This window comes from Marinobacter sp. DS40M6, from assembly GCF_028581595.1.
GTDB classification, from domain to species: Bacteria; Pseudomonadota; Gammaproteobacteria; order Pseudomonadales; family Oleiphilaceae; genus Marinobacter; species Marinobacter salarius.
This window is the reverse complement of the sequence record NZ_JAFCAE010000001.1, coordinates 557,330-581,615: the sequence shown is the minus strand read 5'-3', so window position 1 is coordinate 581,615 and position 24,286 is coordinate 557,330. Positions and strand designations below refer to the sequence as shown.

The following is a 24,286-nucleotide window of genomic DNA, read 5'->3' as shown; positions in this document are numbered from 1 at the left end:
TACGTCCTTGTTCGCCTCTAAGTTCCCCGCAAACAAGGGCGTATAACTCCACAACACTATAGTCTGGTTCCAACAGTATCAGATACTTACAAGGGGTTCCCGCTCCTAACCTGGAGTTTTGCGAACCGGTTCGTATAACTCCAGCGTGCAATATCGGTTGTAGGTTTGGCCTTTTCGACATTCAGGGGCTCGCGGAAACGCTAAAACATCGGTGTACAGCAAGCTCGCCCGACGATAATGCTAAACTGGCCGCAGACTTATACCACCTCCAAAAGCAGGGCAACGCATTGAGCCAACTGAAACCTCTCGTTTCCAGGGAATGGCAAGCTTTCTGGCTGGCCATCGGGTTCCTGACACGCATTCCGATGCTGGTGCGTATCGACTATTCCCCCCGCCTGATGAATCAGTGCAGTGTCTACTTCCCTCTGGTGGGGCTGGTGCTCGGCATCATTTATGCGGGACTGTACATGGCTGTTGTGCAGCTTTGGAGCCCGCTGGTCAGTCTTATCCTTATTCTGGGTTTCCATCTGTGGATTACCGGCGCGTTCCACGAGGATGGGTTGGCAGACAGTGTCGATGCGTTGGGCGGCGGGTATACCCTGGAGGCCAGGTTGCGGATCATGAAGGACAGCCGCATCGGCACCTACGGTACGGTGGCGCTGGTGGTGGCGTTGGTGCTGAAACTTGCGCTGCTGGCTGAAGCTCAACCGGTGTGGCTGGCGCTGATCCTGGCCCCGATGGTGTCGCGTCTCGCGCCACTGATGATCATGGGCTTCCTGCCGTATGTGACCGACCCGGACAAGAGCAAGAGCAAGCCGGTAGCGGAAGATTTTTCGCGTTCACGACTGGCGATTGCCACCGTGTTCACTGCGATTGTCTCTCTGGCCCTCATCCCGTTTGAGACCAGGGCACTGCTGTGGCTCGTTATCGCTACGCTGGGTACGGCCATTGTCTGGGGCGGGTATCTACGCCGCCAACTGGGTGGCTATACCGGCGATACCCTCGGGGCCAGTGTGGTGTTTGCGGAGCTGGTCATGCTGCTTGGGCTTGCGATGTAAAGGTTCAACGGTCAGTTCCGAATCCGGCGAGTTTTTCCGGATTTCGCTGGTACACTTTCCATCATGGACACATTAAACGATGACCTTTGCTACCAGGCACTGAAAACCCGTGACGCCCGATTCGACGGTCGCTTCTACACCGCTGTGTTGACCACCGGGATTTTCTGCCGCCCCATTTGCCCGGCGGTGACGCCCAAGCGGGGGAACGTGCGTTTTTACCCGTCTGCAGAAACGGCCATGGCCAACGGCTTTCGACCCTGCCTGCGGTGCCGGCCAGAAGCGGCACCAGGTAGCCCGGCTGCCGCCGGGGTTCATACAACCGTGGCCCGGGCAGTACGGCTGGTGGACGAAGGCGCCCTGGATAACGGCTCCGTGGCGGGCCTGGCCGAGCGGCTGGGCATTACCGACCGCTACCTGCGCCAGCTCTACAAACGCCACACCGGAGCCACCCCACAACAGCACGCCCAGGCCCGGCGTTTACTGCGGGCCCGGCAGTTGATTGTCGACAGCAACCTCAGCATGACCGAGATCGCGGAGATTGCCGGTTTCAGCAGCCTGCGCCGCTTCAATCACACCCTGAAAGAAGCCTACGGCAATGCACCGACGGCATTCCGCAGAGGTCTCAAGCCACCGCTCAAAGCCACACAGAACGGTGCAGACGATCTTTTTCTGCCGGCACACGACGACCTGGTTCTGTTCCTGCGGGCCCGGCCACCGTTCGACAGTGAGCAGTTACTGACCTTCTTTCGGGCACGGGCCATTCCGGGCCTGGAAGCGGTTGGCGCGGACCACTACGCGCGATCGCTCTGCATTGCTGGGCAACCGGGGCTGGTCATCTGCCGCCCAAGCGACAATCCCCCGGGGGTGCAGGTTATCCTTCGTGGGCCGGCACGGCAGTCCATTCTGGAGGTGAGTGCGCGGATACGCCGTTTGCTTGATCTGGATGCGGACCTGCCCGGCATCAGCGAACACCTGGCGCAGGACCCGCTATTGGAACCACTGGTCGCACGGCATCCCGGCCTGCGCGTTCCGGGCAGTTGGGACCGGTTCGAGTTTGCGGTTCGGGCCATTCTGGGGCAGCAGGTGTCCCTCTCCGCGGCGCGAACCCTGGCCGGGCGGCTGGTGGCTCGTTATGGGCGGCCCCTTCCCGACGATCTTGCCGGGGGCACGGGTATTACCCATAGATTCCCGGAACCGGCAGCACTCGTCGGCCAGCCGTTGAACAAACTGGGCATGCCCGGCAGCCGTGCAGACACCCTGGAACGAATCACCGCCCGGTTTGCCGAACCCGGTTTTGCCGAGCAGGATGGCAACACCCTGCTGGCGCAGTTGGCCCCCATGCGGGGCATCGGCCCCTGGACACTCCACTACCTGGCCCTGCGCGGTCTGGGGGATCCAGACGCGTTTCCCGCCAGCGATCTGGGCATACTCAAGGCTTCGGCCCATCTGGGCGGCCCGCAAGACGCCAAAGCCCTGACGCGCCACGCCGAACGCTGGCGGCCATGGCGGGCTTACGCAGCGCAGTACCTGTGGACATCACTGAACACCCATCCACCCCGGCAGGAGACACCATCATGACAACTCAAATTCATGTCAGCCGCTTCCCCAGTCCCGTTGGCCCCCTGAGCCTGGCCACGGTGGATGACCAACTGGTGCACCTGGACTTCGACGACAACGAAGAGCGCATGCACTCGCTGCAAAACCGCCGGTTCCGGCAGCCGGAGTGGCGCGAGCAACCGAACAGCGCCCCCGGGACCATTATCAAGTGGCTGAACGCCTACTTCTCGGGGGTGATCAAGCCCCTGCCGTGGAAGGACATCCGCTTGACCGGCACCGAGTTCCAACAGCAGGTCTGGCAGGGGCTGACGGGGATTCCAGCGGGTGAGCACCGCTCGTACAGTGCGCTGGCAAACACCCTGGGCAACCCGAAGGCGGTGCGCGCTGTCGCTCGCGCCAATGCCCTCAACCCCATTGCCATTCTGATCCCCTGCCACCGGGTGATCGGAGCCAATGGTACGTTGACGGGCTACGCGGGCGGCCTGGAACGCAAGGCGTGGTTGCTGGACCACGAATCGCGGAACCTGAAGAGGGTTTAACCCCACGGGGCTGTGCATTTGCGGCGATAATGGCGACAATCACCGCACGGATTTATCGTGCAAGGATCAGGAGCCCAGCCCCACATGTCATCGCAATCGCCTGTCGCCCCCACACAGGGCAAGCCGGAAGACAAACGCGCGCTCTGGTCCTGGGCGCTCTACGACTGGGCCAACAGCGCCTTTTTCACCATCATTCTGACCTTTGTCTTCGCTCAGTACTTCAGCGTGTCAGTGGTGCAGGACGAGGTAAAAGGCACGGAAGCCTGGGGCAACATCGTTGGCATTGCCGGTGTGTTCATCGCAATCCTGGCACCGATATTGGGGGCCATTGCAGACCAGTCCGGCCGTCGCAAACCCTGGTTTATCAGCTTCACCCTGCTTTGCGTGGTCTCCTGCGCCATGTTGTGGACGGTCACGCCGGAGCAGAATCAGTTCTGGAACGCAGCACTGTGGGTTGGCCTGGGTACACTCGGTGCCGAGTTTGCGTTCATTTTCTACAACTCCATGCTGCCGGATCTGGCAAGCCCGGCGCGAACCGGGCGCTGGTCAGGCTGGGCGTGGGGGCTGGGTTACACCGGCGGTGTGCTAAGCCTTATCGTGGCGCTGTATGGCTTTATCGAAGCCGATGCCAACCTGTTCGATCTCAATCGGGACAACGCTGAGCATGTGCGTGCCACGTTTGTGCTGGTAGCGGTGTGGTATCTGGTATTTGCCCTGCCGGCCTTTATCTTTGTTCCGGACCGCCCATCCACCGGCCTGGGAATTGCCGCCGCCACCCGCGCCGGGTTCCGGCAACTGAAGGAGTCCATCGCCCAGGTTCGCCAATACAAGGACATCGTGCGCTTCCTGATCGCCCGCATGCTCTACACCGATGGCCTGGCCACTATCTTTACCTTCGGCGGGGTGTACGCGGCGGGTACCTTCAATATGGGCTCTACGGAAGTGCTGCAATTCGCCATCGCCCTGAACGTCACCGCCGGCTTGGGCGCACTGGGCTTCGCCTGGGTGGATGACGCCCTCGGCGGGCGCAACACTATCCTGCTGTCACTGGTGGGATTGGGCTGCAGTGCCCTCGCCATTCTGGTAGTGGACGGCGCCACCGCGTTCTGGGTATGGGGCATGATCCTGGGCATCTTCGTGGGGCCATTGCAGTCCGCCAGCCGTTCCCACCTGGCCCGCATCGCCCCGCCGCACCTGCAAACGCAGATGTTCGGCCTGTTCGCGTTCTCTGGCAAAGCCACCGCGTTTGCTGGCCCGCTGTTGGTGGGTTGGGTCACGGCCGTTACTGACAGCCAGCGCTGGGGAATGAGCACCATTCTGGTGTTCCTGGTGATTGGCTTCCTGCTGATGTTGACCATACCGGCCAGCGAAACACGGGAATCGGAAGCAACCGGCTAACACCTTCAGGGCGCGGCGCTGGCTATCCATCCGATAATGGCGACCGCGGCCAAAAGTCCGAGCCACAACCACACGCCGCGATGTACAAGTTGGATAGCCGCATCAATGGTCTCGGCCGATGCCGGTTCACCCTCACCAAGCACGGGCCGTTGCTTGATGCCTGAGGCGTAGGGCGCAGGGCCACCGAGTACAACACTCAAAGCCCCGGCCCCTGCCGCCATGACCGGGCCGGCATTCGGGCTGTCCCAGGCCGGCGCCTGTGCCCGCCAGCAACGAAAGCCGCCACGAACATCACCAAGCAGGCTGTAGGTCAGCGCCGTGAGGCGAGCGGGTACCCAATTCAATACATCGTCCAGCCTCGCCGCAGCGCGACCAAAATACTGGTAGCGATCCGTTCGATATCCCCACATGGCGTCCAGGGTGTTCACCAGCCGGTGAAGCAATACGCCCGGAACGCCGGCTACGAGAAACCAGAACAGGCTGGCAAACACGGCATCGGCGCCGTTTTCCAACATGGACTCGGTCGCGGCTATCGCAATGCCATTGTCATCAAGCGCCGCTGCATCACGACTGACGATACGGCCAACCTGCTCCCGGGCATTCTCAAGATCGCCCCCATGCAACGCGTCAGACACGGCACGGCCGTGCTCCGTCAGGCCACGAATGGACAGGGCGAAATACAACACCACAGCCTGAACCAGCAGGTATTCCCAGTTCCCCAACCACCAGCGCAACCACTCGGCTGCCGCCAGTACGGGTATCACAGCGATTAACAGGGCCAGGAACCCGAGAACCATCGATCCTGCCATTCGCTCAGGTAGACGATTCATTCTCTGTTCGAGGAAGGCGGCGACATGCCCAAAACCAACGAGCGGGTGCCACCGACGCGGCTCACCCAGCCAGCGATCCAATACAACGGCGATAAAACAAGCTGTCACGGCGAGAATGAAGGCGTTCAAATCAGCAATGTCTCTTCGAGCGGGCGATGGGTTGTCGTGATCGAAAGGAAGTCTAACCGAGTGGCTGCTATCCTTGACACTTTTTCAGGCCGGGTAGACCATCTTCGGCTCCCGACACTTTGCCACCTCAGGATCCAACCATGCCGCTGCCTTCCTGCTGGACACAGCCGTTGCCACCCTCCGACACCCATTTTTGCGAGCGGGCACGGCAACGCCAACACGTGCTCACCAAGCCCCGGGGGTCTCTGGGGCAGCTGGAAGACGTAGCGATTACACTGGCGGGCCTTCAGCGCACGGAACATCCGCAGGTCGACCCTGTCCGCATCGCTGTTTTCGCGGCGGATCACGGCGTCTGTGCGGAGGGCGTATCCGCGTACCCCCAGGAAGTCACCGCCCAGATGATTGCGAACTTTGCCAGCGGGGGTGCGGCTATCAGCGTGTTGGCTCGGGAACTGGGAGCCTCGCTGGAAGTGGTAAATCTCGGAACCGTCGGCGACGTTCCGCCGTTGACCGATGTACGTGATGAGCAGATCGCAGCGGGCACCGCCAATCTGACCACAACCGACGCGATGACGCCGGGCCAGTTTGAACAGGCGCTGGCCAGTGGTGACAGGGCCGCCGCCCGCGCCGCGGATGACGGGTGTCGACTGTTTGTGGGCGGCGATATGGGCATCGGCAATACCACCAGTGCCACCGCCGTGGCCTGCGCGTTGCTGGAACAAAGCCCGGAAAACCTGGCTGGGCCGGGCACGGGGCTGGACGCAGCCGGCGTGTCTCGAAAGTGTGAGGTCATCGCCCGGGCGCTGGCCAGGCATGGCAACAACCGTGATCCTCTAGCGGTGCTGGCCTCCCTCGGCGGGTTCGAGATTGCTGCGCTGGCAGGCGCCATTCTGGGTAGCGCGGCGCGCGGCATTCCCGTACTGGTGGATGGGTTTATTGTTTCCGTTGCCGCCCTGGTGGCGGTTCGCCAACAACCACAACTCCGGCACTGGCTTGTGTTTGCCCATCGTTCGGCGGAGCCGGGGCATCAGGCCGTGCTCGACGCCATGAATGCCAGGCCGTTGCTGGACCTGGGTATGCGCCTGGGTGAAGGCAGCGGCGCTGCGGTGGCGGTTCCGCTGCTTCGCAGTGCCTGTGCCCTGCACAACCAGATGGCCAGCTTCGCTGACGCCGGCGTGACCGACAAGAACGAGGACTGAAGCGGGGATGACCAATAACCAGAACACCACTGCGTTTTTCGACCTGATCCGTCATGGCGAACCTGCCGGCGGGCCCATGTTCCGGGGCAGCAAGGATGATCCACTGAGCGACACCGGCTGGCAGCAAATGAACGCGGCTATCAGGGACGATGACCAGTGGGATGTGATCATCACCTCCCCACTGCGGCGCTGCCGCCTCTTCGCAGAACAGTTGGCGGAGCAACGTCAGATTCCGTTGCACCAGGAGCCACGGCTGAGGGAGATTGCGTTCGGTGACTGGGAGGGCAGAACCTCCGAAAACATCATGGCGGATACGCCCGAGGCGCTGACCCGCTTCTGGAGCGACCCGGTTCGTTATCCTCCGCCCGGTGGTGAGGCTATCACCGAGTTCCGGCAAAGGGTCAGCAGCGCCTGGCAGGATTGGCAAACCCAGGCGGCAGGCAAGCGGGTACTCGTGGTATGCCATGGCGGCGTGATTCGCATGCTCCTGGCGGAGGTGATGGGTATCCCCACTGAACGCTCTTTTTCAGCGTTAACGGTACCCTACGCCTGCCGCAGCCGTATCCGCGTGGACATCTCGGAGCATGGCCTGCTCAGTTGCCTGCAAACGCACGGCGCATAATCAGCCTTTCAACGTTTGCGACAGCCCCGCCACGCTCATCAGCACCCGCTCACAACGGGCGGCAAGATCCTGGTTGAGCCACCCCAGTTCATCGCAGAAACGGCGGGTGAGCGGGTCCATGCCGATGGTACCCAGGCCCACTTCATTACTGACAATCACGATTGGGCCCGGGTAGTTCTCCAATGCCCGCAGGAAGGCGGCACGCTCACGGGCAAACACTTCATCGCCGGCAAACAGCAGGTTGCTCACCCACAGGCTCATGCAATCCACCAGCAACAAGGGTGGTTGTGGTTCCCTGGCGTAACCATCCAGCAGGGAGGCCAGCTTCAAGGGCTCTTCTGCCAACCCCCATTCCGGCGGCCGATTCTGCCGGTGGCGGGCCACCCGCCGGGTCATTTCTTCATCGTCGGCGGTCGCCGTTGCAACATAGACCACCGGTGAACCGGCGTCACAGGCAATACGCTCCGCCAACGCGGTTTTGCCGGATCGAATGCCCCCAAGGACCAGTGTATGAATAGCAGACAAAACCCATCCTCTCGTGTGTAAACCAACGCTATCTTGCCCAACATCATGGCCGTAAAACAGCGCCACTGCTATATTGCGTGATAAATTCCAGAGGCGTAACCGGTGCGAAAAGGAAGCGAACAATGCAGGCAGAGCTGATCGAGATACGCAACCACCTGGCCCAGCACGCCCCGTTTGATGAAATGCCGGAGAATGTCCTGGACCGTATCGTCTCCAGCATCGAAGTCGCCTATTTCCGCGCTGGCACAGACATTCTCACGCTGGGTGAACGAAACACCTACCTGCACTATGTGCGCAGCGGCGCCGTCGAGATTTATCGCCGCTCTGGCGAGCTATACAACCGCATTACCGAAGGTGAGATTTTCGGTCAGTTTGGTCTGCTGATGAACAAAACCGTGCGGTTTCCGGCCAAGGCTATTGAAGACTCCCTGATCTACCTGATTCCCGACGAAATATTTCAATATTTGTGGGAAAACGACGAGAACTTCACCGATTTTGTCGAAATTGAAGACCATTCACGTCTGCGGTCGGCACTTTCACGGCGGGAGAAATCGAATCAACCGATGACAGCACGGGTGACCCGGCTGATTTCCCGCGAGCCGGTGATGGCGCCCAACACCGTGCGCCTTCAGGAGGCCGCCCGAATCATGACGGACCGGGGAGTGTCGGCCCTCTTGCTGATGGACGAGAGCGGCAAACAGCCCCGGCTTTCAGGCATCATTACCGACCGTGACCTGCGCACCCGCGCCCTCTGCGAGGCACTGCCGTCGGAAACACCCATCAGCGACATCATGACGGAAGAGCTGATCACCACCCGTTCCGACGCCTTCATTTTCGAGGCCATGCTGACCATGCTGCACAACAACGTGCACCACCTGCCGGTAATGGAGGGTGACAAGGTGCGGGGTGTGATTGCACTGTCGGACATCGTCAAACACGAATCCCAGAGCAGCCTGTATCTGGTCAGTAACATCTATCATCAGCAGGATGTGAAGGGCCTGAAGCGCCTGAGCAAGGACGTGCCCAACACCTTTGTGCGCATGGTCCGTGAAGATGCGAACTCCCATATGATCGGCAGTGCCATGGCTGGCATCGGGCGCACCTTCAGCCAACGACTGCTTGAGCTGGGAGAGGAGAAGCTGGGGCCACCACCCGTGCCTTATTGTTTTATGGCACTCGGCTCCATGGCCCGGGACGAGCAACTCGTTGTCACCGACCAGGACAACGCCATGGTGCTGGACGACAGCTTCGATCCGGCCCAGCACGACGAGTATTTCCTCGCCCTGGCGAAGTTCGTCAGTGATGGCCTGGCAGAGTGCGGCTACAGTTACTGCACCGGCGATATCATGGCCACCAACCAGAAGTGGCGACAACCGCTGCGGGTGTGGAAGGAATACTTCGCCGACTGGATCGAAAATCCCAAGGCGGAGGCGCTGCTCAACAGCAATATTTTCTTCGACCTGGACGGCATCCATGGCCGCACCGAATACACCGAAGAATTGAAAACCTTCATTGCGGATAAAGCGAGCAATAGCCAGCGCTTCCTGGCCATGCTGGCCCGCAACGCCCTCAACCGCACGCCACCGCTGGGCTTTTTTCGTACCTTTGTGATGGAGGAAAGCGGCAAGCAGGCCAAGACCTTCAACCTGAAGCGCCGCGGCACGGCACCGGTGTCGGATCTGATCCGGGTGCATGCCCTGGCCTGTGGCTCACGGGCACAGAATACCTTCAACCGGCTCAAGGCCATTGGGCAAACCAAACTGATCCCGGAAGATGGCGTTGATAACCTTCGGGATGCCTTCGAGTTTATTGCCATAGTACGTATTCGACATCAGGCCCTCTCCATCGAAGCAGGAAGAGAGCCAGACAACAATGTGCGGCCGGAAGACCTTTCGCCATTCGAACGCAGTCACCTGAAAGACGCTTTTCAGGTGGTCGGCCAGGCACAAAAGTTCCTCAAATTCCGCTACAACCCCCAGGCTACCCGGAATGTCTGATGGTAAGGCAGCACAGATCGACACTTTGTCCTGGCCCGAACAGTACCGGGAACTGGCAACACAAACGAAAGACCCGCGACTGAAGACGTTCTACGAGGCAGGTTGTGTGGCGCCGGAAACGCCTCTGAGCGACGTCCCGTTTGTAGCCGTGGATTTCGAAACCACCGGCCTGGACCCTGACAGGCACTCCATCGTCAGTATCGGTGTGGTGCCCTTTACCCTGGACCGTGTGCAACTGGGTGGTTCACGGCACTGGCTGGTGAAACCGCAACTGCCGTTACACCAGACCTCTATCACGATACATGGCATAACCCACGCCGATATCGACAAGGCCCCTGATCTGGCCGACGTACTGGACGAATTCCTGGGAAGCCTGGCCGGGCGCGTACCGGTGGTGCACTACCGCAATATCGAACGTCCGTTCCTGAACATGGCGCTGAAGTGGCGAATCGGGGAGGACATACGCTTTCCGGTGATGGATACCATGGCCATTGAGGCTTACCTGCATCCGAACCGGAAACGCTCCTGGTGGCAGAAGTTGAAGGGTCAGCAGCCGATCTCGATTCGGCTGGCAGACAGCCGGCGGCGGTATGGGCTGCCACACTACCCACCGCACAATGCCCTGGTGGATGCGCTGGCCAGCGCCGAGTTGCTGATGGCGCAGGTCCAGCATCACTTTTCGCCAGAGACCCCCATCGGGGATCTCTGGCTGTAACGGGTTGGCTTAGTTGGAAGCGGTACGGCTGGCTTCTTTCACTTCACTGATCAGCGCGCCATACCCTTCCTTCTCCATGTTCTCCAACGGGATGAACCGGAGCGCGGCCGAGTTCATGCAGTAACGCAACCCCGTTGGCGCCGGGCCGTCGTTGAACACATGCCCGAGGTGGGAATCCGCATAGCGGCTACGGATCTCCGTGCGGGTCATGAAGAAGCTGTTGTCCTCTTTCTCCACCACCATGTCCGGGCTGATCGGCTTGGTAAAGCTGGGCCAGCCAGTGTTGGACTTGTACTTGTCGCGGGAGGAGAACAGGGGCTCACCGGAAACAACGTCGACATAGATACCCGCCCGTTTCTCATCATAATACTCGTTCTGATAAGCGGGCTCAGTGCCGTCCTCCTGGGTGATTTTGTACTGCGTCTCAGTCAACCGTGCCTTGAGCGTTTTGTCGTCCGGCTTGGTGAACGTGTCCGGGTTGAATGCCTCAACCCGGCTGAGGTTCATGTCGGATTTGCCACCAGACGCTTTGTTGACAGTGGCCTGCGCGGAACCGCCATTGTTCTCGGGGCGGTACTGGGCATAGTCCACTTTCTCATCCTCGCCCCAGACCTTTTCGATAAACTGGTAGCGCCCGGAGTTGAAGGTGTAGACCTGGTACCGAACCGGGTTTTTCTTGTAGTAATCCTGATGGTATTCCTCGGCGTCGTAGAACGCTTCGAAAGGCACCACTTCAATCTTGACCGGATGATCGTAACGGCCGGATTCTTCCAAAGCCTTTATCGAGGCCTCGGCGGCACGCTTCTGGGCGTCGTTGTGATAGAAAATCGCCGGCCGGTACTGTTTGCCCCGGTCCACATACTGGCCTTTCACGTCGGTCGGGTTGGCCGTACGCCACAGAGCCTGGAGCAGGCCTTCGTAGGTGATCGTGTCAGGGTCGTAGTACACCTGGACCGCCTCGGTATGGCCTGTGCGGCCACCAGCTACCTGTTTATAGTTCGGGTTCTTCTCGTCGCCGCCACTATAACCAGACACCGCCTCAACAACGCCGGGTACTTTCTCTTCATACGCCGCTTCCACGCACCAGAAACAGCCACCAGCGAACGTAGCAACCGCCAGGCCTGGGTCATCCGGGGCGTATTGTGATTCCGTCCCTTTGGAGGCGCCAACCTGGAAACCGGTCAATGCGATCGCGGCCGCGATAGACGTCAGTAACAGATACCGTTTCATAACCTTAACCTCTTGCCTTTTGAATGCTGTGACCAGTTTGCACGGAATTCATCACATCACTTTCTCCAGTTTATTACGTTTGTATAACGCCGGAGAGATCATTATGGATGCAGGCAGCCTATTCGGGTGGCCCTACCGGTAAGCGTATGCAGAAGGATGCCCCGCCGGAGCTCAGGTTCTCAACGCAGATATCACCGCCCTGAAGACTCATGATCCTGCGGGCGATAGCCAACCCCAGGCCGGCGTGGCCGGAACCGCCGGACGATTCGCCACGGTAGAAAGGATCGAAAATGTGGGGCAGGTCCTGCTCCGGAATACCGGGGCCGCTGTCGTGCACACAGACCTGCGGCAGCCCATCCGCCTGCCCGAACACCACTTCAATGCGGCTCTCTGAGGGACTGTAGGCAATGGCATTGCCGATCAGGTTGTCCAGTACCCGCTCGGTCATGGCCAGGTCCGCGTACGCCAGGGGGAGGTCCGGATCGCCATCCACCACAAGTTCCAACTGCCGGGCGCCGGCCTCTTGTCCATGCTTCTGGACCACATCGTGCACCAATTCCGCCAGCGGAAAGGGTTCCGGCACGGGCTGCTTTTCCCGGGCCTCGAGGGCAGCAAGCTCAAACAGCTCGTCCACCAGGCGGCTCAGGCGTCGGCCCTCCTTGAGGGCAATGTCGAGAAAGCGGTCCTGCTCTTCCGCTGTCAGCCGATCGCGCCTGAGCTTGAGGCTTTCAATGTAGCCCTGCATGGAGGCCAGCGGCGTACGCAGGTCATGGGACACCTGGGCCACCAGTTGCCGGCGCTGGGCGTCTTTTTCCGTCAGCAGTTCGATCTGGGATGCAATGCGGCTGGCCATGTCATCAAAGGTGGCACCCAGGTAGTCAATTTCGTCGCGCACCACTGGCCGTCGGTCCCGCCAGGTGCTCTGTAGGGCCTGTCGACTCATGTCACTGTGCTCGAAATCTTCCACCAGCCGGGTCAGCAAGGTCAGCCGGCGTGTCAGCAGCCGGAAGACCGCCAGCCCCGCAATCATCACCACCGCCAGACTGATAATCAGAGCCCAGGCGCTCAGCTCCACCAACTGGCCACCCCGGGCCATGGTTTCGGCAGCATCGTATTCCTCGCCGCGCAGCACCACATAGAGATACCCTTCAGGGTTTTCAGCCGACGGCACCGGTGTTACGGAAAAGACTTTCTGCCGGTCATGGCTGCGGGGGTCGTCGCCCAGTACCGGGTAGCTGTCCATATCGTTCATCAGGCGGCGGATGGGTTCGAGCGAGACCTGCTTGCGTTTGATCTTCGCCGGATCAGCGGAGTAAGAGAGGATGGTGCCGTCCAAATCCAGCAGGTAGATTTCAATGCTGGGATTGATGGTCATGTACAGCGCAAAGAGTTCTTTCAGGGCGCCGCGGTCGAGTTCCCCTTCACTGACCAGATTCCTGTCTGCCACCAGGTCTTTCGCCAGATCCCGGTGCAGCTCCTGATTAACAGACGCGTTGTACTCCCGCAGGGAATACAAGCTGAAAAAGGTGTACAGCAGACCAACGGCCAGCAGGAGCAGGAAAAGACCTAACGTCAGCCGGGTGTAGAGTGTCTTCAGCATGGTTCAGTCCCGGAAGCGATAGCCCACCCCCCAGACGGTTTCGATAAACTCCGGTCGCGCCGGGTCTTGCTCAATCTTGCCGCGCAGACGGTTAATGTGGGTATTGACGGTATGCTCGTACCCTTCGTGGTTATAGCCCCAGACCTTGTCCAGCAGCTGAACCCGGCTGAACACACGTCCCGGGTGGCTGGCAAAGTGCCAGAGCAGGTCGAACTCGCGGGCCGTCAGTTCCACCTCCTGTTCCCATACGAACACTCGGCGCCGGGCCGGATCGATACGCAAGCCTTCGGTGTCCAACTCACCCAACTCTTCGGGCCCGGACGTTTCGCCTGACGAACTCGACATGGCGTCCACCCGCCGGAACAGGGCTTTCACCCGTGCCGACAGCTCGGCCACGCTGAAGGGTTTGGTGAGGTAATCGTCCGCCCCCATCTCCAAGCCCAGTACACGATCCAGCTCCGTGCTTTTCGCTGTCAGCATCAGCACCGGCACATACCCGGGGCCGGAGCGAATCTCCCGACACACCGAGAGACCGTCCATTCCAGGCAACATCAGATCAAGCACAACCAGGTCGATGTCCCCTTCGCGAAAACGCTCCAGCCCGGTATCGCCCCGGTCACAGAGAACGGCATTCATGCCAAGGTCCGCCACGTGCATTCGCACCAGCTCCCCGATACCCGGGTTATCCTCAACAATCAGTACGTTTCGTGTCATAAGTTACTGGCTCTGGAAGCTCGCAAATTACCGTTAGTTGATACCAGTGTAGAGCCAAAACTTCACAAATGTATCACGCCGATATCAGGCCTCCAGGCTGCCCAGCAGGCGTTGACGGATAATATTGTCTGCTTCATCCATAATGCGGCCAATCAGTTCCTCGCAACTGGGAATGTCGTGAATCAGCCCCGCCACCATGCCACAGCTCCAGGCGGCCTCATCCATCTTGCCTTCCTGAAGCACCAATCTGCCTTTCACACCGGTGACCAGATGGCGAATGTCATCAATGGTTTCGGTGCCGGCTTTCGCGTGCTCGATGCGGATGATTTCTTCCACGGCAGCGTTGTTCATTACCCGCTCGGTGTTACGGAGGTTCCGCATAATGAGGCGGGTCTGGAGTTCGTCCGCTTCGACAATGGCCTGCTTGACGTTATTGTGGATGGGGGCGTCTGTGGTGGCCAGAAAACGGGTACCCATGTTCATGCCCTCTGCACCCAGTGCCATCGCGGCTACCAGGCTGCGACCATCCGCCATACCACCTGACGCAACAAATGGAATGGTGAGTTCTTCCGCAGCGCGGGGCAGCAGGATAAAGTTGGGAATGTCATCCTCGCCCGGGTGGCCGCCACATTCGAAGCCGTCCACACTGACCGCATCGCAACCAATTTTTTCGGCCTTCAGGGCATGGCGCACCGAGGTGCATTTATGGATAACCTTGATACCCGCGGCCTTGAGCTGCGGCATGTATTGCTCGGGACTGCGCCCGGCGGTTTCCACCACCTTGACGCCACCGTCGACAATGGCCTGGATATAGTCCGGATAGGGGGGCGCCTTGAAGGATGGCAGGAAGGTCAGGTTTACTCCGAAAGGCTGGTCGGTCATCTCAGCACAACGTGCAATTTCCCGAGACAGGTCTTCCGGGGTAGGCTGGGTCAGCCCGGTGATTATACCAAGGCCACCGGCGTTGGAGACGGCTGCTGCCAGCTCTGCATAACCCACGTGATGCATGCCACCCTGGATAATCGGGTGACGTATACCAAACAATTCGGTGATTCTGGTCTTCATAGCGGGCTTCCTGTTTTGTCGTTAGAATGAAATCGAGTACCGATACGAGGTTGCAGTGACAGAAAAAACAACAACAAGGGCGACACCAGCAGATGCCTTCCGGCGTGCACGGAGGATGTGGTTGAAAGGTGAACGAATTCATCTGGCATCGCTGTCTGCAGAATTGAATATTGGCAGGGCCACCCTGTTTCGCTGGGTTGGCAACAAGGATTTACTGCTGGGGGAAGTACTCTGGTCACTCTACGAACCCCTGAGGCTGGAAGCGCTGAACGCAACACCGGGGAACGGCGTCGACTTTGTCGTCGGGGTATACCGTCACATTAACTCCACCCTGTTGCACTCTGAACCTTTGCGGCGGTTTATCCGCGAAGACCCGGAGTACGCGCTCAAAATCCTGACGTCATCCCAGTCCACGCTTCACAGCCGTACTGTTGAGGCCAACACCCGCACCCTTCGGGATCAGATTGCGGGCGGACATATTAATCCACCCCTGAACGTGAACAGCCTGTCCTACTTCATGGTGCGCCTGGCCGAATCCTGCCTGTACAGCGACATCATCAACGGCCGCGAACCCCGTGAAGAGGAGCTGGAGGACGCCTGTACCGCTGTTCGTGTAATGCTTGGCGGAACGGCCTGACGAATGGTGGCTGGCCCCGAGGCGGGGGTACCTTTTCTTCTGGGAAAAATAACTCGCTTCGCTCAGACATCTTTTTCCCGGCAGAAAAGGTACCCCCACCCCGTGACCGACCTGACTTCGGTCCAATTGCCATTAGAGCTGTAACGACCGCACTTCCAGAAACTCTTCAAGCCCCCATTTGCCGAATTCGCGGCCGATACCGGAGTGGCCGAAGCCGCCAAACGGCGCCAACGGGTTGAAGTCCCCGCCGTTGACAAACACCTGACCGGTGCGCAGTTTGCCTGCCACTTTTTTCGCGTGGGCGTCATCGGCCGACCAGACAGCGCCGGACAGGCCATAGGCCGTGCCATTGGCGATCTCGATGGCCTCGGCTTCGTCCTCATAAGGGATCACGCACAACACCGGGCCGAAGATTTCCTCCTGGGCAATGCGGCTGTCGGGTTTGACGTTACCGAACACCGTGGCCTTCACGAAGTAGCCCTTGTCGCAGCCTTCCGGTGCTTCCGGGCCGCCGGCAATCAGGGTGGCGCCTTCTTTGATACCGATGTTGATAAAGTCGATGACTTTGTCCCGCTGCTGGGCCGAAGCCAGCGGGCCCAGGCGTGTGGTTTCTTCCAGCGGATTGCCCGGCGTCATTTTCGCCACCGCATTAGCGGCCAGTTCGCAGGCTTCGTCATGCTTCTGGGCCGGCACCAGCATGCGGGTCAGCGCCGTACAGGTCTGGCCTGAGTTCAGCAGGCAGTTGTTGACGGTTCCCTTGACCGCTTTCGCCAGGTCAGCATCCGACAGGATAACCGAGGCAGACTTTCCGCCCATCTCCAGGGCAAAGCGCTTGAAGTCATCGGCAGCAGCGTGGGCAACCAGGCTGCCGGTGCGGGTGGAACCGGTGAACGACACCATGTTGACGTCCGGATGTTTGATCAGGGTGTCGCCCACGGTGTGGCCTTCGCCGCAGACCAGGTTGAAAACACCCTCGGGCAGGTCTGTCTGGTCCAGAATATCCGCCAGGATATAAGCACTCTGGGGTGCGATTTCAGACGGCTTGAGCACCACCGTGCAACCGGCGGCAATGGCCGGAACCACCTTGAGGATGACCTGGTGCAGAGGGTAGTTCCAGGGGGTGATGCATCCCACCACGCCCACCGGCGTGTACTGCACCTCGGAGTTGCCGACCTGTTCGGCAAAGGTGAATTCGGGCAGCATTTTCAGGTAGCTTTTGGTGATGGTGGCCGGCAGCCCCGCCTGAATGCCGGTGGCCAGTTTGATGGGCATACCCACTTCCCGGCATACGGTTTCGGCTATCTCACCCGCCCGTTCTTTCAGGCCGGCATGCAATTGCTCCAACACATGCAATCGCTTTTCCAGTGTGCTTTCCGACCAGCTTTCGAAAGCAGTGCTGGCGGCGGCGATGGCCTTTTCCATTTCCTCGCGACCGGAGGCGGGAACCTTGGCAATCACGTCGCCAGTGGCCGCTTCGTGAACATCAATGGTCTCACCATTCCAGTTCTGCCATTGGCCGTTGATGTAGTTTTTGCTGAGATCATTCATGGTTCTGCTCCTGAATCAGTCGAACACGATCACGCCACGGGCGTTCTTGCCAGCCAACATATCATCGAAGGCCTGGGGTGCGTCATCAATGTGGTAAGTGCGGGTGACAAGTTCGTCGAGTTTGAGTTTGCCCGCTTTGTAGAGCCCCAGGATACGTGGGAAATCGTATTGTGGACGGGCGGAGCCCAGCCAGCTGCCCTTGAGGGTTTTCTCGTCGGCTGGAAGCGTCAATGTGGTGATAGAAGTTCTATCCTTTGGGTCTGAAACGCCCACCACCACGGCGGTACCACCCCGACCCAGGCATTTGTAGGCCTGTTCAACCACTGCGCCGGCGCCCACGCATTCGAAGGCGTAGTCCACGCCGCCCGTGAGTTTTTTCACGGCTTTGGCGCCGTCCTCCACCTCGCTGATATTGACGGTGTGCGTGGCACCGAACTCACGGGCCATTTCCAGCTTTTTCTCGTTGTTGTCCACTGCCACGATCATTTCCGCGCCGGCGGTGACGCAGCCCTGAATGGCGTTCAGCCCCACGCCGCCTATACCGAATACCGCCGTGCGGGACCCCGGTTCAACGTTGGCGGTGTTGAACACGGCACCAACGCCGGTCATCACCGCGCAGCCCACCAGAGCGGCGTTCTGCATGGGCACGGATTCATCCACTTTGACGCAGTTGTCCACGTGCATGGTGGCATATTCCGCCATCACGCCGCAGGCGCCGAACACGTTGAGATCCTCACCATCCGCGCCTTTGGTGCGAACAGTGCCATCGGGCAGGGTAAACATGGCTTTACGGGCGTTTTCACAGAGCACCGGGCGGCCACGAACACACTGACGGCATTTGCCGCACATGGAAATAAAGGAACTGACCACGTGGTCGCCTTCCTTGAAGGCGGTGACACCCTCGCCCACTTCAATAACAACACCGGCGGCTTCGTGACCGAGCACCAGGGGCGCGGGGTAGGGAATTTTGCCGGTGGTGGCGGACTGGTCACTATGGCAAACGCCACAGGCTCCGATCCTGATGGTGATTTCGTCCCGCCTCGGACCTTCCACGGTAATGGTTTCCACCTGAACGGGTTGGCCCCATTCGCGGCAGACGACGGCTTTGGCTTTTCTGTCCATTCTGTTTACACCACCTCGAAAAGACCAGCCGCGCCCTGGCCACCGCCAATGCACATAGTTACGACCACATACTTGGCACCACGGCGCTTACCTTCGATCAGGGCATGACCGGCCAAACGAGAGCCCGTGACACCGTAGGGATGGCCAATGGAGATAGAGCCGCCGTTGACGTTCAGCTTTTCCATGGGAATGCCCAGGCGATCACGGCAGTAAACTACCTGCGACGCGAAGGCTTCGTTCAATTCCCACAGGTCGATATCGTCCATCTTCAGGCCATTCCGCTCCAACAGGCGTGGAATCGCGAAAACAGGGCCAATACCCATCTCATCCGGCTCACAGCCCGCCACCGCGAAGCCGCGGAAAATACCCATGGGCTCGATGTTGTTTTTCTCGGCATAGGCGCTGTTCATCACCGTACACACGGACGCACCGTCAGACAGCTGGGACGCGTTACCGGCGGTGACGAACTGATTGTCTCCGCGCACCGGATTCAGGCCCTGGAGGCCTTCCAGAGTGGTGTTGGGGCGGTTGCACTCGTCACGGGTCAGGGTGACGTCCTTATAACTGACATCCCCCGTTTCCTTGTCCTTCACCATCATAGTGGCGTCAAAGGGCACGATTTCATCGTCAAACCGACCCGCTTCCTGAGCTGCGGCGGTGCGCTGCTGGGAGATCAACGCGTACTCGTCCTGAGCCTCACGGCTAACGCCATAGCGCTGCGCGACAATGTCGGCGGTCTCAATCATCGCCAGATACAACTCGGGCTTGTTCTTCATCAGCCAATCGTTGGTAGCGTGGAAGCTGTTGAGCTTCTCGTTCTGCACCATGGAAATGGATTCGACGCCACCCGCCACCATGGCCGGTACCTTCTCCGACACCACCCGCTGGGCGGCAATGGCGATGGACTGAAGGCCGGAACTACAAAAACGGTTGATCGAAAGGCCAGCGGTGGTTACCGGCAGACCGGCACGAATCGCCGCCAGCCGAGCGATGTTCTTGCCCTGGGCGCCTTCATGGAACGTAGCGCCGAGGATGACATCTTCAACAATATTCGGGTCGATACCCGCACGCTGCACAGCCTGCTGGATCACATGGCCGGCCAGATCCACGCTGTGGGTGTTGTTCAGTGCGCCACGGTAGGATTTACCAAGACCGGTACGGGCAGTGGAAACAATAACGGCATCAGACATAACAAACTCCTTCGTAAACGTGTAGGTGGCTCAAACCTCGGCAGTATGGTCGGTCACGGGGTGGGGTGCCTTTTCTGCCGGGAAAAAGATGTCTGAGCGCAGCGAGTTATTTTTCCCAGAAGAAAAGGCACCCCGCCTCGGGACCAGCCACCACACCAGCAGGCCAGGCTTTTAAAGGTCCGAAAACTTGCGCCCTTCACTGACCAGTTTTTGCAACAGGGCTGCTGGCTTCCACTGCTCGCCCCCCAGGTCATCGTAGAACTGTTCAACGGTGCCAAGTATGTTGTCCAGACCAATCTGATCCGCCCAGAACATCGGCCCACCCCGATAGGCCGGGAAGCCATAGCCGTAGATCCAGGTAATGTCGATATCCAGGGACCGGTCCGCAATGCCCTCCTCCAGAATCTTGGCACCCTCATTGACCATCACGTACATGCACCGCTCCAGAATCTCCTGGTCGGTGATCTCGCGGGACTTGATACCCTGCTCCTGACGGAACTCGGCAATAACCCGGTCCACTTCCGGATCGGGAATCGGCTTGCGATTACCCTCTTCGTACCTGTACACGCCCGCCTGGGTCTTCTGGCCAAGGCGCCCCTGCTCCGCCAGCTTATCCATCCAGCTCGCCGGCACGTCCTCACCTGCCTTGCGACGCTCCTGACGGATGCTGTAGCCAATATCGATACCGGCCAGGTCCGACATCGCAAACTGCCCCATGGGGAAGCCCAGGTCGGTCAGTACCTTGTCCACCTGTTGCGGGCTCGCACCTTCGTTGACCAGCGCCATGGCCTCTGCGCCTCGCTTGTGCAGCATGCGATTGCCAACGAAGCCATAGCAGTTGCCCACCATGACCCCGACCTTGCGAATCTTCTTCGCCAACGCCATGGCGGTGGCCTTGACCTCATCAGAGGTTTTTTCGCCGCGCACAATTTCCAGCAGCTTCATCACGTTGGCGGGGCTGAAGAAGTGCAGGCCAATCACGTCCTGCGGACGTTTCGTTGCCGCCGCAATGTCATCAATACTGAGGGTGGAGGTGTTGGACGCCAGAATCGCACCCGGTTTGCAGGCGTCGTCCAACTGACCGAAAATCTTTCTCTTCAGTTCCATGCTTTCAAACACCGCCTCGATCACCAGATCCACATCGCTGAAATCGTCATAGGTCAGGGTGCCGCTGATCAGGCTCATGCGCTCCTCAACCTGGGCCTGGGTGATACGGCCTTTCTTCGCGGTGTTCTCGTAGTTTCGGCGAATCACTGCCAGACCCTTGTCCAGCGCCTCCTGCTTGACCTCGGCGATGGTCACGGGTATCCCGGCGTTGGCGAAGTTCATGGCAATGCCGCCACCCATGGTGCCTGCACCTATAACACCCACTTTATGGATGTCACGAACAGGTGTTTCCTTGGGAAGACCTTTCACTTTGGAGACTTCCCGCTCGGCAAAGAAGGCATGAATCAGGCCCGCACGCTGTGGGGACTCCATGCACTCCATAAACAGTTCACGCTCACGCTTCATACCGTCTTCAAAGGGCAGGCTGAAGGCGGCTTCCACCGCATCCACGCACTTGAACGGGGAAAACTGGCCCCGAGCTTTCTTCTGCAGGCCAGCGCGGAACTGTTCAAACACCTCGCTACCCTTGTCGGCCTCAAGCTTATCGGTCAGATCCCGTACGCGACGAACTGGCTTTCCTTCATCGGCAATGTTCTGTGCGTAGGCCAGGCCAACGGCCTTGATGTCATTGCCATCTTCAACCGCATCAACAATGCCCAGGGCCAGAGCGTCTTTAGCGCCAACAAACTCACCGGAAGTGATCATTTCCAGGGCTTTCTGCGCACCCGTCAAACGTGGCAGGCGCTGAGTGCCCCCGGCTCCGGGCAACAAGCCCAGCTTTACTTCCGGCAATCCCACCTTGGCGCTGCTCAAGGCCACCCGGTAATGGCAACCCAAAGCGGTTTCCAGGCCACCGCCCAGCGCAGTGCCATGAATTGCCGCAACAATTGGCTTGTCGCAGTTCTCATATTGGTCAACAACGGACGGCAGCCCCGGATCCTGCATGGGCTTGCCGAACTCGCTAATGTCGGCCCCGGCAATAAAAGTGCGGCCTTCGCACACCAGCAACAGTACCTTGGCGTCGGCGTCTTTCTGGCCCTGCTCCAGTGCAGCCACCAGGCCGGAACGAACCGCATGGCTGAGGGCGTTCACCGGCGGATAATTCACGGTGATCACGCCGATGGAGCCTTCCCGGTTATAAGTCACGACCTCAGACATAATATCTCCTCGCCATATATGGAATGTAGTTTTAACAAGCGAAACATAGTCACGATTTAATACAAGTTTTCGGCAGGTTTCAACCATGAACTAAAATGCAGGCATAAAAAAACCCCAGAACGAATTCTGGGGTTTTTCGAGAAAATCGGCTCGGGGAAGGCCCGGACGGGGATCTCTCTCCGAAACACGCTGTAAATACATCCCTGTACGCTCGGCTCCGCCATCCATGGCTCCGCACGGTTTCGGAGAGAGATCCCCGTCCGGGCCCACGCTTTATCAGTTAGCCCGCAAAATCAAACACCGAGCGATTCAATATCGCTGGCCAGCATCGCCAGTTGGTGAGCAATGGATTCCCGCAGCTTTTCCCCGGAAATCAGATAGGAAGGCGCCGCACAAGTCAGCGCCATAATGGTGCCATCCTGCAGGTGAATGGGCACACCCGCAGAGTTGATGTTGCGATCCCACTCGCCGAGCGACAGGCAGAAGCCATACTTCTTGTAGTCTTCCATCGAGCGCTCAAGGCCCTCCTGCTTCTCCGGCCAGGCGTCACCATACTTGGCTTCCATGGCATCCGTGATGACCTTGCGGCCTTTATCCGAAATGGCACAGTAGTAGGCTCGACCGGCCGATGTGGTGGCCATGGGCAGCTTCAGACCGATATCCATACGCAGCAGCGATGCTTCCGGCGGCAGGCGATTTTCCACATAGATCATGTGCAGACGATCGCGGCACGTCAGGCCCACGGACATGTTGGTCTGACGGGCAAACTCGTCCATGTAAGGCTTAGCCAGCTGGCGCACTTTAAGGTTGGAAACGTAGGCGTAACCAAGAGCCAATACACCGGAGCTGAGCTGGTACTTTTCCAACTGGGCGTTATAACTGAGGTAACCCAGCTTGGTCAGGGTGTAGGTCATGCGCGAAACGGTGGGTTTCGGCAGCCCGGTCAGGCGCGCGATGTCCTGATTGCCCAGAATCACCGAGCCCTGGCTAAAGGCGCGAAGCACATCCAGGCCACGGGAAAGTGCCTCTACAAACTTGCGATCTTTCTCAGGCTTTACCGGTTCACCATCACCGGATGCTGCCAGGAGTTCCGGCGGGGTGGCTTGTGCTTTTGTCATAAACGGGCGTCCTCCAACAGCTGCGCCTGATCCGCTGTGCCCGGACTACCGGGGCTATGTTCGGATAGTAAGAAAAGATGCGGTATTTTAATCGCTGCAGATATCAAGTACCAGAAACCATTATCAAAAGTCGTGCCAAATATGAAACACTCTTCCTTTATGTTTCAATTCTCTTCCAATATCGCGACACAAGACCCCGGGTTTACGGATAGTTTGCGGTATATTATTCTGCAATGTGAAACTTGGCAACTGAATTAGAAGCCGATGACAACCCCGGAGAGCACATGAAAGTTCTATTTGTAGCAGGAGACCCCAAACCGGAGCGCTGGACCGTTCCCATAAAGGAGCTGCTTCCGGAAGCCGAGGTTCACGTATGGGACGCCAACGGCCCGGCGGTGGATGCCGATTACGCCATTGTCTGGCAACCACCGGAACAACTGTTTGAGCGCGAGAAAAGGCTTAAAGCCGTGTTTAACCTGGGCGCGGGAATCGATGGGTTGCTGGCCGTGCCCAATCTGCCACCTCAACTGCCCATCGTGCGTCTGGAAGATGCCGGCATGTCCGCGCAAATGGCGGAATACGTGTTGCACCAGCTACTGGAAGCCAGCCGGGGCATGGAAACCTACCGCGAGCAGCAACGCCAGGGTACCTGGAAAATTCATCGCCCGATCAAGCGCAGTGAGTGGCCAGTAGGCGTCATGGGCCTTGGCCATATTGGCAAGCGGGTGGCACGTACCCTCGCCGGCCTGGATTACCGGGTCAACGGCTGGGCCCGCAGCAAGCACGACCTGGACGGCGTCTCGACCTTTTCCGGTACCGAAAACCTGACCGATTTCCTGCAATCAACCAGGGTTCTGGTGAACACTCTTCCACTGACCGACGAAACCCGGGACATCCTCAATCATAAGCACCTCAGCCAACTCATGCCCAATGCCGTGGTGATCAACGTGGGCCGGGGAGAACACCTGGTGGAAGAGGACCTGATCAAAGCCATCGAAGACGGCCATGTCGCCCGGGCGTCCCTGGATGTGTTTCGCCAGGAACCCCTGCCCGCGGATCACCCCTTCTGGCAGCGGCCGGAGATCACCATTACGCCACATATCTCGGCGCGCACCCTGAGGGAGGCCACCCTGGAGCAGATCACCGGTAAGATCCAGGCACACTATAATGGTCAGCCGATTTCCGGCATCGTGGACCCCAGCCGGGGCTACTGAACCACTGAACATTG

21 protein-coding genes are annotated in these 24,286 nt (G+C 59.3%); 10 read left to right on the top strand and 11 right to left on the bottom strand.

Annotated elements, in window-relative coordinates; all coding sequences use genetic code 11:
* The first annotated feature begins 287 nt into the window (after positions 1-287).
* The 4 genes from cobS (at position 288) to JJO78_RS02545 (ending at position 4,552) form a co-directional block, all read left to right on the top strand.
* Positions 288-1,058, top strand: a complete 771-nt coding sequence (gene cobS / locus JJO78_RS02560) for an adenosylcobinamide-GDP ribazoletransferase (protein WP_273622744.1) — start codon at positions 288-290, stop codon at positions 1,056-1,058.
* 63 nt (positions 1,059-1,121) lie between these two features.
* Complete coding sequence (locus JJO78_RS02555; protein WP_273622743.1) at positions 1,122-2,636, top strand: DNA-3-methyladenine glycosylase 2 family protein; 1,515 nt, start codon at positions 1,122-1,124, stop codon at positions 2,634-2,636.
* A complete protein-coding gene (locus JJO78_RS02550; protein WP_273622742.1) occupies positions 2,633-3,154 on the top strand; it encodes a methylated-DNA--[protein]-cysteine S-methyltransferase in 522 nt (173 codons plus the stop codon). The genes JJO78_RS02555 and JJO78_RS02550 overlap by 4 nt, the downstream gene beginning before the upstream one ends.
* Positions 3,155-3,238: 84 nt before the next feature.
* Complete coding sequence (locus JJO78_RS02545) at positions 3,239-4,552, top strand: MFS transporter (protein WP_273622741.1); 1,314 nt, start codon at positions 3,239-3,241, stop codon at positions 4,550-4,552.
* Between the two features lie 5 nt (positions 4,553-4,557).
* Here the strand turns inward: JJO78_RS02545 and cbiB are convergent, their stop codons facing one another.
* A complete protein-coding gene (gene cbiB / locus JJO78_RS02540; RefSeq protein ID WP_091641614.1) occupies positions 4,558-5,499 on the bottom strand; it encodes an adenosylcobinamide-phosphate synthase CbiB in 942 nt (313 codons plus the stop codon).
* A 152-nt stretch (positions 5,500-5,651) separates the two neighbouring features.
* Between cbiB and cobT the strand changes: the two genes are divergently transcribed.
* Together cobT and JJO78_RS02530 are read left to right on the top strand one after the other, a co-directional pair.
* Positions 5,652-6,710 (top strand): nicotinate-nucleotide--dimethylbenzimidazole phosphoribosyltransferase, encoded by a 1,059-nt coding sequence (cobT, locus tag JJO78_RS02535; RefSeq protein WP_273622739.1) that lies wholly within the window; start codon positions 5,652-5,654, stop codon positions 6,708-6,710.
* 7 nt (positions 6,711-6,717) lie between these two features.
* Positions 6,718-7,332, top strand: a complete 615-nt coding sequence (locus JJO78_RS02530) for a histidine phosphatase family protein (protein WP_273622738.1) — start codon at positions 6,718-6,720, stop codon at positions 7,330-7,332.
* On the opposite strand, the gene cobU is transcribed toward JJO78_RS02530, so the two are convergent.
* Positions 7,333-7,848, bottom strand: coding sequence for a bifunctional adenosylcobinamide kinase/adenosylcobinamide-phosphate guanylyltransferase (gene cobU, locus JJO78_RS02525; protein WP_273622825.1), 516 nt, complete (start codon positions 7,846-7,848; stop codon positions 7,333-7,335). It lies immediately after the preceding gene.
* Positions 7,849-7,979: 131 nt separating this feature from the next.
* Between cobU and JJO78_RS02520 the strand changes: the two genes are divergently transcribed.
* Positions 7,980-9,854: a putative nucleotidyltransferase substrate binding domain-containing protein gene (locus tag JJO78_RS02520; protein WP_036202158.1), complete on the top strand. Its 1,875-nt coding sequence runs from the start codon at positions 7,980-7,982 to the stop codon at positions 9,852-9,854.
* The gene (locus tag JJO78_RS02515) at positions 9,847-10,569 is read left to right on the top strand and encodes a 3'-5' exonuclease (protein ID WP_036202155.1); all 723 of its coding nucleotides are present in this window, start codon (positions 9,847-9,849) and stop codon (positions 10,567-10,569) included. The genes JJO78_RS02520 and JJO78_RS02515 overlap by 8 nt, the downstream gene beginning before the upstream one ends.
* Positions 10,570-10,578: 9 nt before the next feature.
* On the opposite strand, the gene msrB is transcribed toward JJO78_RS02515, so the two are convergent.
* From msrB to JJO78_RS02495, 4 genes are all read right to left on the bottom strand, one after another.
* Entirely contained in the window at positions 10,579-11,799 is a 1,221-nt protein-coding gene (gene msrB / locus JJO78_RS02510) for a peptide-methionine (R)-S-oxide reductase MsrB (protein ID WP_273622737.1), read from the bottom strand.
* Positions 11,800-11,917: 118 nt separating this feature from the next.
* A complete protein-coding gene (locus JJO78_RS02505; protein WP_036202150.1) occupies positions 11,918-13,399 on the bottom strand; it encodes a sensor histidine kinase in 1,482 nt (493 codons plus the stop codon).
* A 3-nt stretch (positions 13,400-13,402) separates the two neighbouring features.
* The gene (locus JJO78_RS02500) at positions 13,403-14,113 is read right to left on the bottom strand and encodes a response regulator transcription factor (protein ID WP_036202148.1); all 711 of its coding nucleotides are present in this window, start codon (positions 14,111-14,113) and stop codon (positions 13,403-13,405) included.
* Between the two features lie 84 nt (positions 14,114-14,197).
* Complete coding sequence (locus tag JJO78_RS02495) at positions 14,198-15,178, bottom strand: NAD(P)H-dependent flavin oxidoreductase (protein ID WP_075195530.1); 981 nt, start codon at positions 15,176-15,178, stop codon at positions 14,198-14,200.
* A 115-nt stretch (positions 15,179-15,293) separates the two neighbouring features.
* Here JJO78_RS02495 and JJO78_RS02490 point away from each other — a divergent pair, with 115 nt between their 5' ends.
* Positions 15,294-15,815, top strand: a complete 522-nt coding sequence (locus JJO78_RS02490) for a QsdR family transcriptional regulator (RefSeq protein ID WP_174447638.1) — start codon at positions 15,294-15,296, stop codon at positions 15,813-15,815.
* Between the two features lie 132 nt (positions 15,816-15,947).
* Here JJO78_RS02490 and JJO78_RS02485 read toward each other — a convergent pair whose 3' ends face one another.
* The 5 genes from JJO78_RS02485 to JJO78_RS02465 form a co-directional block, all read right to left on the bottom strand.
* Positions 15,948-17,363, bottom strand: a complete 1,416-nt coding sequence (locus JJO78_RS02485; RefSeq protein ID WP_273622736.1) for an aldehyde dehydrogenase family protein — start codon at positions 17,361-17,363, stop codon at positions 15,948-15,950.
* A 15-nt stretch (positions 17,364-17,378) separates the two neighbouring features.
* Entirely contained in the window at positions 17,379-18,485 is a 1,107-nt protein-coding gene (locus JJO78_RS02480) for a zinc-binding dehydrogenase (RefSeq protein WP_041335596.1), read from the bottom strand.
* 5 nt (positions 18,486-18,490) lie between these two features.
* The gene (locus JJO78_RS02475; RefSeq protein ID WP_075195532.1) at positions 18,491-19,675 is read right to left on the bottom strand and encodes an acetyl-CoA C-acyltransferase; all 1,185 of its coding nucleotides are present in this window, start codon (positions 19,673-19,675) and stop codon (positions 18,491-18,493) included.
* Positions 19,676-19,846: 171 nt separating this feature from the next.
* The gene (locus tag JJO78_RS02470) at positions 19,847-21,940 is read right to left on the bottom strand and encodes a 3-hydroxyacyl-CoA dehydrogenase NAD-binding domain-containing protein (protein ID WP_075195533.1); all 2,094 of its coding nucleotides are present in this window, start codon (positions 21,938-21,940) and stop codon (positions 19,847-19,849) included.
* 293 nt (positions 21,941-22,233) lie between these two features.
* Positions 22,234-23,058 carry an IclR family transcriptional regulator gene (locus tag JJO78_RS02465; RefSeq protein ID WP_041335593.1) on the bottom strand — a complete coding sequence of 275 codons (825 nt, stop codon included), beginning with the start codon at positions 23,056-23,058 and terminating at the stop codon, positions 22,234-22,236.
* A gap of 284 nt (positions 23,059-23,342) precedes the next feature.
* Between JJO78_RS02465 and JJO78_RS02460 the strand changes: the two genes are divergently transcribed.
* Positions 23,343-24,272: a 2-hydroxyacid dehydrogenase gene (locus JJO78_RS02460; RefSeq protein WP_075195535.1), complete on the top strand. Its 930-nt coding sequence runs from the start codon at positions 23,343-23,345 to the stop codon at positions 24,270-24,272.
* Positions 24,273-24,286: the final 14 nt, after the last annotated feature.

Excerpts from the sequence above, each read along its gene's own strand:
- JJO78_RS02555 (WP_273622743.1), top strand. The coding sequence starts at position 1,122 with ATGGACACATTAAACGATGACCTTTGCTACCAGGCACTGAAAACCCGT.
- JJO78_RS02550 (WP_273622742.1), top strand. The coding sequence starts at position 2,633 with ATGACAACTCAAATTCATGTCAGCCGCTTCCCCAGTCCCGTTGGCCCC.
- JJO78_RS02545 (WP_273622741.1), top strand. The coding sequence starts at position 3,239 with ATGTCATCGCAATCGCCTGTCGCCCCCACACAGGGCAAGCCGGAAGAC.
- cobT (WP_273622739.1), top strand. The coding sequence starts at position 5,652 with ATGCCGCTGCCTTCCTGCTGGACACAGCCGTTGCCACCCTCCGACACC.
- JJO78_RS02530 (WP_273622738.1), top strand. The coding sequence starts at position 6,718 with ATGACCAATAACCAGAACACCACTGCGTTTTTCGACCTGATCCGTCAT.
- JJO78_RS02520 (WP_036202158.1), top strand. The coding sequence starts at position 7,980 with ATGCAGGCAGAGCTGATCGAGATACGCAACCACCTGGCCCAGCACGCC.
- JJO78_RS02515 (WP_036202155.1), top strand. The coding sequence starts at position 9,847 with ATGTCTGATGGTAAGGCAGCACAGATCGACACTTTGTCCTGGCCCGAA.
- msrB (WP_273622737.1), bottom strand. The coding sequence starts at position 11,799 with ATGAAACGGTATCTGTTACTGACGTCTATCGCGGCCGCGATCGCATTG.
- JJO78_RS02505 (WP_036202150.1), bottom strand. The coding sequence starts at position 13,399 with ATGCTGAAGACACTCTACACCCGGCTGACGTTAGGTCTTTTCCTGCTC.
- JJO78_RS02500 (WP_036202148.1), bottom strand. The coding sequence starts at position 14,113 with ATGACACGAAACGTACTGATTGTTGAGGATAACCCGGGTATCGGGGAG.
- JJO78_RS02495 (WP_075195530.1), bottom strand. The coding sequence starts at position 15,178 with ATGAAGACCAGAATCACCGAATTGTTTGGTATACGTCACCCGATTATC.
- JJO78_RS02490 (WP_174447638.1), top strand. The coding sequence starts at position 15,294 with ATGTGGTTGAAAGGTGAACGAATTCATCTGGCATCGCTGTCTGCAGAA.
- JJO78_RS02485 (WP_273622736.1), bottom strand. The coding sequence starts at position 17,363 with ATGAATGATCTCAGCAAAAACTACATCAACGGCCAATGGCAGAACTGG.
- JJO78_RS02480 (WP_041335596.1), bottom strand. The coding sequence starts at position 18,485 with ATGGACAGAAAAGCCAAAGCCGTCGTCTGCCGCGAATGGGGCCAACCC.
- JJO78_RS02475 (WP_075195532.1), bottom strand. The coding sequence starts at position 19,675 with ATGTCTGATGCCGTTATTGTTTCCACTGCCCGTACCGGTCTTGGTAAA.
- JJO78_RS02470 (WP_075195533.1), bottom strand. The coding sequence starts at position 21,940 with ATGTCTGAGGTCGTGACTTATAACCGGGAAGGCTCCATCGGCGTGATC.
- JJO78_RS02465 (WP_041335593.1), bottom strand. The coding sequence starts at position 23,058 with ATGACAAAAGCACAAGCCACCCCGCCGGAACTCCTGGCAGCATCCGGT.
- JJO78_RS02460 (WP_075195535.1), top strand. The coding sequence starts at position 23,343 with ATGAAAGTTCTATTTGTAGCAGGAGACCCCAAACCGGAGCGCTGGACC.